Raw genomic sequence first — 12,355 nt, 5'->3', positions numbered from 1 at the left:
TCTTTGAGGCTTATTCTTCAACCAACTACGTTCAATGAAAACCACGCTGGTTCTTTTATTCATTGCTGTGTTTATGACTGCATTTGTGCCGGTGGCCGAGCCGCCAACCTCGGATAATCCGTTTTTTAGTCCGTACAATACGCCGTTCGGTGTGCCTGCTTTTGACAAGATCAAGCCGGAGCATTTCGAACCCGCCATTGAGGAAGGTATGAAACAGCAGGCGTCCGAAATTACGGCCATCACCCAGCAGACGCAGGCACCTACCTTCGCCAATACCATCGAAGCGCTGGAAGCGAGTGGCGATCTGCTGCGCCGGGTCAATACGGTTCTGTCGAACCTGAACGGGGCCAACACCAACGACGCGCTTCAGAAAATTGCGCAGACCGTAGCGCCCAAGCTGGCCAAACACAGTGACGACATCTCGCTGAATCCGGTTCTGTTCCAGCGCGTAAAAGCCGTGTATGGGCAGCGCTCTAAACTTAGACTAAGTGGCGATCAGCAGCGGCTGCTCGAAAAAACCTACAAAAATTTCGTCCGGAACGGGGCCGCCCTCCCGGCTGACAAGCAAGATCGGCTGCGGAAAATCAACGGCGAGCTGTCGGTGCTTACGCTTAAGTTTGGCCAAAATCTGCTGGCTGAAAACAACGCCTACGCGCTGGTTATCGATAAGCCCGAAGAGTTGAGCGGTTTGCCTGCTTCGTTGATTGCTACGGCGGCCGACGAAGCCAAAAAACGCAATCTGGCGGACGGTACGACGGTTAAGAAGTGGGTCTTTACGCTCCAGAACCCAAGTATTATGCCGTTCCTGCAATACGCCGACAACCGGTCGCTGCGGGAAAAGATTTTCAAGGCGTATCTCGAACGGGGTAACCACAACGACGCGCGCGATAACAAAGAGATCATGGCGAAAATGGTTGCCTTACGGGCCGAAAAAGCGCAGTTGCTGGGCTACGAAAACCACGCAGCTTACGTCCTGGAAGAAAGCATGGCCCAGACCCCGGCCAAGGTGAGCGAACTGCTGAATCAGCTCTGGTCAGCTACCGTACCCGTAACGAAGCAGGAAGCGACCGAACTACAAGCTATTATGGACAAAGACCCCGCTGCCGGTAAAGGAGAGAAGCTGGCCAGTTGGGATTGGCGCTATTATGCCGAAAAGCTGCGCAAAGAGAAATTCGCTCTGGATGAACAGGAACTGAAACCTTATTTCTCGCTGGAGAACGTACGGGAAGGCATTTTTACCCTCTGCAATAAACTATATGGCCTGCGCTTTGAACGACGTACCGACGTACCGGTTTACCACGAAGAAGCCACGGTGTATGAAGTGAAAGAAGCCGATGGACGGCACGTAGGCATTATGTACATGGATTTTCACCCACGGGCCAGCAAACGCGGTGGCGCCTGGATGACCAGCTACCGGCGGCAGGAGGTCGAGAACGGCAAGACCATCACGCCGGTCGTGTCCATTGTCTGCAACTTCTCCCGGCCGTCGGGTGGAGCACCGGCGTTACTCACGCTCGATGAAACCAGTACGTTCTTCCACGAGTTTGGCCACGCCCTGCACGGTTTGCTTTCCAACGTAAAGTACGGCAGCCAGTCGGGTACGTCGGTGCCCCGCGATTTTGTAGAATTGCCTTCGCAGATCATGGAAAACTGGGCCGTTGAACCCGAAATGCTACGTCTGTTCGCGAAGCATTACCAGACAGGAGCGGCAATTCCGGACGCCTTGATCGATAAAATCAAAAAGAGTAGCCTCTTCAATCAGGGGTTCGAAACGACGGAGTACCTGGCGGCTTCGCTGCTTGATATGGCGTATCACACGCTGAAACCCGGCCAGACGCCGACTGATGTGCTCGCGTTTGAGAAGCAGGCGATGGATAAAATTGGGTTGATTGACCAGATTCCACCGCGTTACCGCAGTACGTATTTTCAGCACGTATTTGCGGGCGGCTACTCGGCGGGTTACTACAGCTACATCTGGTCGGCGGTATTGGATGCCGACGCTTTTGAAGTATTCAAGCAGAAAGGCTTGTTTGATGCCAAGTCGGCTCAATCGTTCCGCAAGAATGTGCTTGAGCGCGGAGGTACCGATGAGCCGATGAAGCTGTACCGGAATTTCCGGGGGGCTGAGCCCGACATCAAACCCTTGTTACGTCGGAGAGGCCTGCTGAAAGACGTGTAACAGGTCATACCGCTATCATAATTAAACCCCTCGTTTGTCAAACTTTTTCAAGTTGGCAAGTGAGGGGTTTTCTGTTGAACGTTCGTTAATCAAATTGTGCTATAGGGGTACCTAAAAACGTATGAGCCGATAGCGTAGTTCTTAGCGAAAATTACTTACTTTGAGGTTGGTTTTGGAATGACCATTTTCTGGTAGACGTCCGTTAAGTAACCCTATGAACCTTGTGAACCCGAGTCAAACGCAGGAAAGCGCGCTCATTGCAACGTTACTCAGTTTGTCAACGAGTGGTATGCTGGTGCTGGAGTCTGTTCAGTTGCCTATGCCTTCGTTTCGGGTTAAACAGGCCAATGCCGCGTTCGAACAGTTTGTGGAGGGAGGGCCGTCTCCGCTGGTTGGCGCCTACGTAGAACAATTACCGATTCCGTTCAATTCGCCATATCTCATTCAGCAGCTCCGGGAGGTGCATGGTACCAAAGCTGCATCCCGGTTTCAACTAATTCATCCGTTTTTATCGACTGACTCGGTGCCGGTCTACGATTGCCAGCTCGTCTGTGTCGATGAGCAAAGACTGGTACTTTCCGTTGAGCCAATCAAACACTTGGCTGAACCGGGTAATCCGCTGGAAGAGGTGCTGGAGGCCATGCCAACCGGCTTAATTCAATTCCGGGCCATACGTAATGAACATCACGAGATTACGGATTTTCAGGCGACTTTCTGCAATCGGGTTGGCGCTGATCTGACGTATCAAAGTCGGGAGGACATCCTGACTCGTTCTCTTATCGAGCGTTATCCGTATGCGCAGGAACACCCGTTGTTTCACCAGTACGTTGAGGTCGTTACCACGGGCAAAGCCCACCAGCAACTGCTGCATCTGGCTCCTCAGGACATCTGGATCGACGTTTCTATTGTTAAATATAACGATGGATTGCTGGTTTGCTTTCGGGATGTTACCGGGGGGCAGAAGACCGCATCGCTGCTCGAAAGCGTTATGAAAAGTTCGCCCGCTGCGGTTCGGTACTACGAATCGATCCGGGACGAAACGGGTAAGATTGTCGATTTTCTGATTAGCACGGGTAATGAACTGGAAAAGTACCGGTCGTTCCGGCCGCTTGAATCGACAGTGGGTAAGCGCTTTCTGGAGATGTACCCGGCCATGCGGACCAACGGCTTATTTGATCGGTATGCCGCCGTTGCGGAAACGGGCAAAAGCGACCAGTTTGAGTTGGCCTACGATCATGACGGAGCCACCGTCTGGTTCGATTGCCGGGTTGTTCCCCACGGAAACGGCTTTGTTTTGACGACACTGGACATTACAGCCCACAAGGAAGCGCAGCTAGCCGAACAGCGGCAGGCACATTTGCTGCAAACCGTTCTCGACAACTCGCTGACGGGCGTGTGCTGGATGAAATCGATCTACAATCCGGAGGGGCAGCTTATCGACTTTAGTATCGAGAAGGTTAACCAGACACTGGCGCAGACACTTCGTCAAACTCCGCAGGCAATTGAAGGCAAAACGTTGTCGGCGTTAATGCCCCATCAGATAACCAACGGCCTTTTCAGGCGCTACGCGGTCACGGCTCAAACCAAACAATCGGACCGTTTCGAGTGGTCTAACGATACGGGCAGCGTTTGGTATGACATTTCCGTAACTCCATTTGAAGACGGAGTCATTGTTACGTATCTGGATATTACCGGTATTAAACTCGCACAGTTGAACGGAGAGCGCCAGACCGAACTGATAACGGGCGTTCTGAACAGTTCGCCGAACAGTATTCTCGTGTTTGAAGCGGTTGCTGACGAGCGGGGGGAAATTGCCGATTTCCGAATTGGCTTGTTCAACCCGATCACGTTATCCCTGTTTTCCAAGTTGCTCGGCCGACCCATTACTGCTGAAGAGCTGAAAACGAGTACGATTGGTCAGCTGTTGCCACAGAGCAAGGAACGTAGCGTATTCAAAGCCATGGTCGAGGTCGTCAGCAAGCGGCATTCGGTGCGGCAGCAGGTCGATTATCCGGAACAGGGTATCTCGTACGACTATGACATTTCGCCCTTCCGGCAGGGTGTGCTCATTATCACCACCGATATAACGGCGTTGTGGCAGTATCAGCGACAACTGGAAGAGAACAATGCCGCGCTAAGCGAATCGAATGAACAGTTGCAGCAGTTTGCCTACGTAGCCTCGCACGACTTGTAGGAACCGTTACGTAAAGTGCGCTCGTTCGGCGACATGCTAGTGAATACCTACGCCGACAAGTTGGGCGAAGAAGGCACCGATCTACTCAAACGGATGCAGTCGGCTGCGACTCGGATGGATACGTTCATCCGGGATTTGCTGGCCTACTCCCGCCTGGCTACGTCCGAGCGGACGTTTGCGCCCCAAAACTTAAACAGAATTCTGGACGAGGTGCTTTCTGATCTGGAGGTCAGCATTCAACAGAAAAAGGCCAGCCTGTCTATTACCCCACTGCCGACCATTGCGGGGGATGCCATGCAGTTACGTCAACTGTTTCAGAACCTCTTGTCGAACGCCTTGAAATTCACACAACCGGGTGTTCTTCCAACGATTAGCATTGGCTATAAACAAACGAAAGGAAGTGAGACCGTTGGCCTGCCGATCGCGGGGCAACAGCTATCGTTTCACGAGTTAGTGATCGCTGATAACGGCATCGGCTTCGACCAGAACGATGTTGATCGAATCTTCCAGATGTTCCAGCGGCTACACAGTCGCTCCAGGTATAGCGGTACAGGTATGGGGCTGGCGATCTGTAAGAAAATTGTTGAAAATCATAAGGGGTACATCACCGCGCAGAGCCAGCCCGGCCAGGGGGCCAGGTTTACAATATTCCTGCCAATCAACTAACGTATTGATTTCGGCCAATTACCAGCCTCATTCAGCAGAAAGAGCAAAACCCAGCTAGGAAATTCTGGTAAGTAATTCAGCCGTATCCCGGCCTTTACATAAGGCTACATACCTCCCAATAATCCCATGCTTACCAAGCGAATTTCGTTATTTCTCCTGCTTTTCAGCGTATCAATGGCTTATCAGGCGTTTGCCCAGAAAACTGCGCCCATCAACATCGCTACGTACAATTTACGGTATAATACGCCGAATGATGGCGTGAACGCCTGGCCAAATCGGAAAGAAAACGTAAAGAGTCTGATCCGCTACCACGAGTTTGACATCTTTGGAACGCAGGAGGGCTTGATCGGCCAACTGAACGATTTGAGCGAGATGACCGAATTTGCCCGGATCGGAAAAGGTCGGGACGATGGCAAAGAAGCGGGTGAACACTCGGCCATTTTTTACAAAAAAGATCGCTTCTCCGTACTACAGTCGGGTGACTTCTGGCTCAGCGAAACCCCCGACAAACCCGGCAAAGGGTGGGATGCTACCTGCTGCAACCGCATCTGTTCGTGGGCTAAGTTTAAAGACCGGACGACGAATAAAGAATTTTACTTCTTCAGCGTGCATTTCGACCACCAGGGCGTCGAAGCGCGTCGGCAGTCGGGCAAGCTGATGGTGCAGAAGATCAAAGAGATTGCAAAAAATGCGCCCGTCGTTTGCGTAGGCGACTTAAATTCTACACCGGAAACCGAGCAGGTCCAGACGATGCAGACCATTCTGAACGATGCCTATAAAGTTACCGCCATGCCGCCGTACGGACCCGTGGGCACATTCAATAGTTTCAAGTTTGATGCGCCCATGAATAACCGCATCGACTACATCTTCGTCAGCAAAGGCATCGACGTCCTAAAATACGCAGCCCTAACCGACTCAAAAGAGCAACGTTATCCATCCGATCATCAGCCGGTTGTGGTGAAGGCGGTAATTAAGTAGGGGCGTTTCCTGACGTAATGATTACTGCCGGTATTGAGATGCAATAGGTTACATCTCAATACCGGCAGTAATTTTGTTTCCAGGCTGTTACGTTAAATTTTCAGCTTGATTCGCAGCTTGCCCAGAACGGCCGTTATGCCAATAACCAGGAAGGCGAACAGGAGCGACTTAAGCAGGCCTACAACTCCAACCGTCAGCGATTGCGGGAGCGAAACGCCCGATAAATCAGCAACGCTGTAATAGACGTACGGAATCAGGTAGCAAGTGAGCGTGCTGGTACCCGCCGGTCTGATGAGGCTAAACCAGTTTGCTTTCCCCTTAAGGTCAACCAGATAGTAAACACCAGCGTAGACAACAAAGGCAATGCCTGAGCATAGAAACACCCAGGTTGGCGTTGCCTGAATTTTAGAGATAATAAAGAAGTTTCGAGAGATCAGCCCCGCCAGGATCAGCAGGATGCCGAGGCCGATATAAACCACCGGCAATTTTTGGGTATTGTAGCGAGTGAGCAGAAGCGTAGCGAGTATGCCCGCAAAGGCGAACGCGTGAAAAGCACCATTCCCCAATATCCAATCGCGGGGACCGTCTGGCCAGATAGCGTGCAGCCAACCCGCATGGCCCGCGACGCTGACCAGCGTAAAGAAAACCCAGGAAACTACTAACAGAGCCGGCTGTTTGTAAGTGAATAAATAGATCAGGGCGCAGGCCAGGTACGTCCAGCCGATAAGCCCCAGAATGCCCCACCACTGGGGCGTCATCGGCCCCGTATGGTCAGAGCCGGTGCCTTTGAATTTGATCGCTAAAAACAGCAACAGTGCCACCCCCGCAAGCTGTAGACCGCTGAAAATCCACTTCGTTGAATCGGTACGTTTAGGGTACACATTCCAGATTAGAAAGAAACCCGTTACCATCAGAATCTGAAACCATTCGCTGCGCAGTCCGGTGGCTTGTTGATTCAGATCAGGAACGTTAACGGTAAAAATGCCCATAACCAGCAGCGCCAGAGAACGTACCACAATGTGGCGGGCAATCTGAATTCGCGATTCTCCTTTGGCGATACGTTGACGAGTGGCAAAGGGAATCGACATGCCCACGATGAACAGAAAACAAGGAAATATCGTATCCGAGAAACCCAGAAAGTCCTGATCGGCCTTTGCGTGTTCGAGCCAGGCCGGAATGCCCGACAGCGTCCACAGATCATTCACGAAAATCATCAGCAGCATGGTCAATGCCCGAAAGACATCGATGGAGAAAACGCGTCGTAGCGCCAGCTCTCCGGTGGTTTTGGTTGCGTCAAGGGTTCCTGCGCTGATCATTTTAAAGCAGTTCGTTTCTAAAGTTTTTTCAAACAGGTGTACAGACTGATTGCGGGTCTGGCTGCCCAGGTAAACGCTTACAGTTCGATACGTTTAAAAGCGCGATCACCGCACAGGTCTACTCCCAGTTACAGCCTGTAAAGGTATAAACAAAGGTTCCTACGGGGCTCGTCGGACCCGTCTCTTCAAACTTTCAGTAGCCTCGCCGTGTTATCGCCGAAGTCTTCAACAGACATTAGTGTATCAATTCAGTTATCGTACGTATGGCAGATCACATCAGAACGGCGCTGATTACAGGCGGCTCAAAAGGTATCGGTTACGGCATTGCCGAAGTGCTCATCAAACAAGGGGTTAACGTGGCGATTACCAGTCGCTCGTCGGTGGCAGCCGAGTTGGCTGCGAATAAACTCAATGAAATCAATCCTGATCATGCGCTGGGCGTAGCGGCCGATGTGCGGGATTTGGCGTCGCAGCAGCGGGTTGTCGATGCTATCCTGCAGAAGTGGGGCCGACTCGATTACGTTATTGCCAACGCGGGGGTTGGTCATTTTGCGCCCATTCAGGATATGACGCCCGAACAGTGGCACGAAACCATCGACATCAACCTGACGGGGGTGTTTAATACGGCTAAAGCTACGCTGGATGCGTTGAAGCAAACACAAGGCTACTTCATTACAATCGCCAGTCTGGCTGGCACGAACTTCTTCGAGAAAGGCTCGGCCTATAACGCCAGTAAGTTTGGCCTGGTTGGCTTTACGCAGGCCATCATGCTCGACCTACGTAGCGAAGGCATTAAAGTGTCGACCATTATGCCCGGTTCGGTTGCCACCGAGTTTGCGGACAATCAGCCGAGCGAGAAAGACGCCTGGAAGATTCAGCCGCAGGACATCGGCGAGATGGTGTACGACCTGCTCAAAATGAATCCGCGGACGCTGCCCAGCAAAATTGAAGTGCGTCCAACCCGACCTGGTGGAAGATAGGTGTATCTTTTAGCCTCTTGGTTTAGGGCCGCGTCGTCGCGGCCCTTTTTTGTGTTGCTGACGCTCTCCGTCAGCAATTTCCTCCGAGGGCTGTGAGGGCACAGCCCTCGTGTGCGTCAGCAATGCCCAAACCATCCGGTCGACCGGGCTGTGAGGATACAGCCTATGGAGTAATAGTAGCCAGGCGTTAGCGACTGCTAATCAACTCTAAAAGAAGGTTTTAGCTTGCTTACTTGTCGATCCGGTACATGTGCTAACGCAGCCTACGCCTTATTCGCGGGTGATAAGCTGCAACGCGTCTAGCCGGGCTTTTTCCAGATCAAGGCTCTGCTCCGCAGCCCGCAACGCTTCGTCGCTGAACTCGCCTTCCCGGTACATTTTTACGATCAACCCCTGCTGGAAATTACTGATGGCCAGTTGAGCGGCCATGAGCTGGCTAAGCGGAAACGTACTCTCTTCGGCGACTGGCTTTATGGCTGGAGTAGCCTCCAGTGCCCGCGTTAATTCGGTGACCAGTAGCTCATAACGCCGGATAAGCATGCGGTGCAGATTCGGAGATAGCTCAATAGGGAAGTCTTGTTCGATAAAGCAAAGTACCTCATTAGCGAGCTTCAACTGAAGTTCACGCTCTTCTTGCTGCGTATTGTCCTGGGGCTCTACACCCAGCAAACGTACCAGAAGGGGTAAGCTTAAGCCTTGCAACACCAGCGTCACGAAAATCACACTGAACGCCAGAAAGAGAATCAACGGTCGGTTCGGAAAGACTCCGCCCTGCGGCAAGGTTAAGGGCAGCGCCAGCGCGGTAGCCAGCGACACGACCCCGCGTGTGCCAGTCCAGGCCACAATCAACACATTCTTCCAATTGACTTCTTCATCGGGTTCTCCTCGAGAAACATCTTTAGGCTTGGCCGCTGGCCGTAACAGCGAGGGGTAATATGCACTCAAAAATACCCATAAGATGCGAACGATGATTGTAATAGCGCTGATAGCCAGGCTGTAATAAATTAACTCCCACGTAGTATAGGCGTGCAGGTCGGCTACGATTCCTGGCAGTTGTAAACCAATCAGGATGAACACCAGCCCATTCATGATGAAAATCAACGTATCCCAAACCGCTCTGGTATGAATGCGGGACTGGTACGACAGCACCTCCGGGGTCTTCCGCGTAATGACCAGTCCCGTACTGACCACCGCCAGTACGCCAGACGTGTGAACGTGTTCGGCGGTTAAATACGCCACGAAGGGGGCCAGGAACGTCAGGCTGGTTTCAACCAACGTATCGTCGATCCGGCGGAAGATCGCCACAAAGAGCAAACCCGTAACGATACCGATAACCAGGCCACCCCCGGCAACGAGCAAAAATTGCAGTCCGGCTTTCCAGAGCACAAAGCTGCCCGTTGTAACGGCGGCTACGGCATACCGGTAGGCGATCAGGGCCGACGCATCGTTGAGCAGACTTTCACCCTCTAGTATGGCTATGACGCGTTTATTAAGCCCTAAACCTTTGATGATACTGGTGGCGGCAACCGCATCGGGTGGGGAAACAATGGCCCCGAGCACAAACGCCAGTGGCCAGCTAAAGCCCGGAACCAGATAGTGGGCCACAATAGCCACCGCCGTAGCCGTAAAAAAGACCAGCGTAACGGCCAGTGTGCTGATGGTTCGGATCGACGTAGTAAACTCCTGCCACGATGTTTTGGCGGCTGCATCATACAACAGTGGGGGCAGGAAGAGCAGGAACACAATATCGGGCTCCAGCGCCAGGTTGGGCAGGAACGGAACAAACCCAATAACTAGACCCGCTCCTACTAAAAGAATTGGGTAGGGTAATTTAATTTTATCGGCTACGGCAGAGAGACCAATTAATATAGCCAGAATAAAAATGATGGTTTCAAGATTTGCCATACACAGACGTAACAAGGGAACAAGATGAGCCTTAACGAGTATCCCTGTATCAATAACGGCCCAATAAGCCTGCTGTTCATAAAACTTAATCGATTTGGTTTAGCTTGCCAGACAATGGCGCGCGCGCTTGGCGGAAACGAGGCCGTTGACTGCCAGTCGCTCTTAACGTATCGTCTCCTTTATCGTCCTGACCTGTGGAACCACTGATTACGCATGACGCCATTATTCTGGGCATTTTACTGGTTTTGCTGGCGCTCATTTTTCAGACCGCCAAATCGCCAAATCCGTTCTGGCAGAAGTTTTATACCGTAGTACCGGCCCTGCTTTTGTGCTACATCTTCCCGGCACTATTGAACAGTTTTAATCTCGTATCGGGCGAAGATTCGAAGCTGTATACCGTTGCGTCGCAGTATCTGCTGCCAGCCGCGCTAGTCATGCTCACCTCTACCGCCGATCTGCGTTCCATCTGGAAGCTCGGTTCCAAAGCGCTGATTGTGTTTCTGGCCGGTACGTTTGGGGTCATTATTGGCGGGCCGATTGCTCTTTGGGTGGTGGAGCAATGTTCCGATAATTTCCACCAGCAGGCTATTGACCAGCAGTACTGGAAAGGGCTCGTTACGTTGTCGGGTAGTTGGATTGGCGGCAGCAGCAGCCAGTTAGTCCTGAAAGAGATCTATGGCAGCAGCGAATCTTTGTTTACCATCGTGCTGGTGATCGATGCCGTTGTGGCGAACACCTGGACGGCCTGTCTGATCTACGGCGCTGCGTTCACAACCCGCATTGATTCGTTTCTGAAAGCCGACACATCCAGTATTGAAGACGTAAAGCAGCGCGTGAAAGCGTACCACCAGCAAATCGACAAACCAGCTACGTTAAGCGATATTACGAGCATACTGGCGTTAGGGTTTGGTGGGGCCGCCGTTGCCCATGCTGCAGCCGCTGGTATCGTTTCTTTTCTGACGCGTTACCAGTCGTTCCTGGAGGCTAACGGGCTACAACCCTTTCTGTCTAATTTTTTATGGATCGTGCTCGTATCGACGACCTTAGGCATCCTGCTCTCGTTTACCCGCGTTCGGAACTTCGAAAAACTAGGCACCACCGACTTCGCTACCTTGTTCATTTACTTCCTGATTATGACCATCGGGATGCGGCTGGACGTAACGGCGCTTAGCGGCAACATCGGCCTGCTGTTTGTCGCCATCATCTGGATGCTCATTCACGTCTTGATTATGTTTGTGGCCGCCCGAGCCATACGTGCACCGTATTTTTTCGTGGCTGTAGGCAGTCAGGCCAACATTGGCGGTGTGGCAACGGCTCCGGCCGTAGCGAGCGTTTTTCACCCATCACTTGCTCCCGTAGGCGTATTACTGGCCGTACTCAGCCACGTATTGGGAACTTACGGGGGTATCGCCTGCGGCTGGCTGATGCAACTGATTGAATAACGGAGTGTGAAGTATGTATAAGAGACTGGCGCTACGTCTCGCTACTTCGTGCGAACCGTTTCAACTCTGCTCCGTGAGACAGCTTACCGAGTTATAATTTAAGTAGACACCTAGTAGTCAATATCACTCTGAGCGAAGTCGAAGCGGTACGTCGTTATAGGGCTATGCGGCAGCCAATTGACTAGAGCAACTCAAGGGAACAGGGTTAAAGCTTCTTCGTTGCCTTGCTGTATGGCCAGATCACGGGCGGTTAAGCCCCGGACATCACGAACCGACACGTCGGCACCCGCATCGAGCATGATCTTAACGAGCTGATTGCGGCCGAATAAAGTAGCAAACATGAGGGCCGTGCCACCGTTTCCATTCTGGAGGTTGAGATCAGCCCCGCGTTCGATCAGCAGCCGGGCAATCTCGGCGTATCCTTTAAAACAAACGCCCATCAGCGCCGTATTCCCGCTAACATCCTGCACATTGACATCCGCTCCTGCATCCAGCAGCGTTTTCGTAGCCTCAAGATGACCGTCGTAGGCTGCCACAATCAAGGGCGTGAAGCCTTTGCCGTTCTGAATGTTTACGTTGATGTTGGCGTCAATGAGTTGCTGAATGTAGGCCGTATCGCCTTTGCGGGCGGCATCAAAAAATAAGTCTTCGGGCTGAGTGGAAGAAAACGACATGAACGGGTTCTGTTTGTGTAA

At 52.1% G+C, this 12,355-nt stretch carries 9 protein-coding genes; 6 read left to right on the top strand and 3 right to left on the bottom strand.

The window, feature by feature from the left end; genetic code table 11:
* The first annotated feature begins 34 nt into the window (after window positions 1-34).
* From ACYVIY_RS20275 to ACYVIY_RS20260, 4 genes are all read left to right on the top strand, one after another.
* Window positions 35-2,179 carry a M3 family metallopeptidase gene (locus ACYVIY_RS20275; RefSeq protein WP_460978225.1) on the top strand — a complete coding sequence of 715 codons (2,145 nt, stop codon included), beginning with the start codon at window positions 35-37 and terminating at the stop codon, window positions 2,177-2,179.
* Between the two features lie 214 nt (window positions 2,180-2,393).
* Complete coding sequence (locus tag ACYVIY_RS20270; protein ID WP_460978224.1) at window positions 2,394-4,373, top strand: PAS domain-containing protein; 1,980 nt, start codon at window positions 2,394-2,396, stop codon at window positions 4,371-4,373.
* 15 nt (window positions 4,374-4,388) lie between these two features.
* Window positions 4,389-5,039: a sensor histidine kinase gene (locus tag ACYVIY_RS20265; RefSeq protein ID WP_460978223.1), complete on the top strand. Its 651-nt coding sequence runs from the start codon at window positions 4,389-4,391 to the stop codon at window positions 5,037-5,039.
* A gap of 126 nt (window positions 5,040-5,165) precedes the next feature.
* Window positions 5,166-6,017, top strand: coding sequence for an endonuclease/exonuclease/phosphatase family protein (locus ACYVIY_RS20260; protein ID WP_460978222.1), 852 nt, complete (start codon window positions 5,166-5,168; stop codon window positions 6,015-6,017).
* Window positions 6,018-6,109: 92 nt separating this feature from the next.
* On the opposite strand, the gene ACYVIY_RS20255 is transcribed toward ACYVIY_RS20260, so the two are convergent.
* Entirely contained in the window at window positions 6,110-7,333 is a 1,224-nt protein-coding gene (locus ACYVIY_RS20255) for a heparan-alpha-glucosaminide N-acetyltransferase domain-containing protein (RefSeq protein WP_460978221.1), read from the bottom strand.
* 263 nt (window positions 7,334-7,596) lie between these two features.
* On the opposite strand from ACYVIY_RS20255, the gene ACYVIY_RS20250 reads away from it, so the two are divergent.
* The gene (locus tag ACYVIY_RS20250) at window positions 7,597-8,313 is read left to right on the top strand and encodes an SDR family oxidoreductase (protein WP_460978220.1); all 717 of its coding nucleotides are present in this window, start codon (window positions 7,597-7,599) and stop codon (window positions 8,311-8,313) included.
* Window positions 8,314-8,583: 270 nt separating this feature from the next.
* Here the strand turns inward: ACYVIY_RS20250 and ACYVIY_RS20245 are convergent, their stop codons facing one another.
* A complete protein-coding gene (locus ACYVIY_RS20245; RefSeq protein ID WP_460978219.1) occupies window positions 8,584-10,218 on the bottom strand; it encodes a Na+/H+ antiporter in 1,635 nt (544 codons plus the stop codon).
* A gap of 194 nt (window positions 10,219-10,412) precedes the next feature.
* On the opposite strand from ACYVIY_RS20245, the gene ACYVIY_RS20240 reads away from it, so the two are divergent.
* The gene (locus tag ACYVIY_RS20240; protein ID WP_460978218.1) at window positions 10,413-11,660 is read left to right on the top strand and encodes a DUF819 family protein; all 1,248 of its coding nucleotides are present in this window, start codon (window positions 10,413-10,415) and stop codon (window positions 11,658-11,660) included.
* Between the two features lie 191 nt (window positions 11,661-11,851).
* Here ACYVIY_RS20240 and ACYVIY_RS20235 read toward each other — a convergent pair whose 3' ends face one another.
* Window positions 11,852-12,334 carry an ankyrin repeat domain-containing protein gene (locus tag ACYVIY_RS20235; RefSeq protein WP_460978217.1) on the bottom strand — a complete coding sequence of 161 codons (483 nt, stop codon included), beginning with the start codon at window positions 12,332-12,334 and terminating at the stop codon, window positions 11,852-11,854.
* Between the last annotated feature and the right edge of the window lie 21 nt (window positions 12,335-12,355).

The organism is Spirosoma knui (assembly GCF_054780635.1).
Note: the sequence above shows the minus strand (reverse complement) of the source record. Positions and strands in the feature narration are given on the sequence as shown.

Coding starts and splice junctions, on each gene's coding strand:
- ACYVIY_RS20235 (WP_460978217.1), bottom strand. CDS start 12,334: ATGTCGTTTTCTTCCACTCAGCCCGAAGACTTATTTTTTGATGCCGCC.
- ACYVIY_RS20250 (WP_460978220.1), top strand. CDS start 7,597: ATGGCAGATCACATCAGAACGGCGCTGATTACAGGCGGCTCAAAAGGT.
- ACYVIY_RS20260 (WP_460978222.1), top strand. CDS start 5,166: ATGCTTACCAAGCGAATTTCGTTATTTCTCCTGCTTTTCAGCGTATCA.
- ACYVIY_RS20245 (WP_460978219.1), bottom strand. CDS start 10,218: ATGGCAAATCTTGAAACCATCATTTTTATTCTGGCTATATTAATTGGT.
- ACYVIY_RS20270 (WP_460978224.1), top strand. CDS start 2,394: ATGAACCTTGTGAACCCGAGTCAAACGCAGGAAAGCGCGCTCATTGCA.
- ACYVIY_RS20275 (WP_460978225.1), top strand. CDS start 35: ATGAAAACCACGCTGGTTCTTTTATTCATTGCTGTGTTTATGACTGCA.
- ACYVIY_RS20255 (WP_460978221.1), bottom strand. CDS start 7,333: ATGATCAGCGCAGGAACCCTTGACGCAACCAAAACCACCGGAGAGCTG.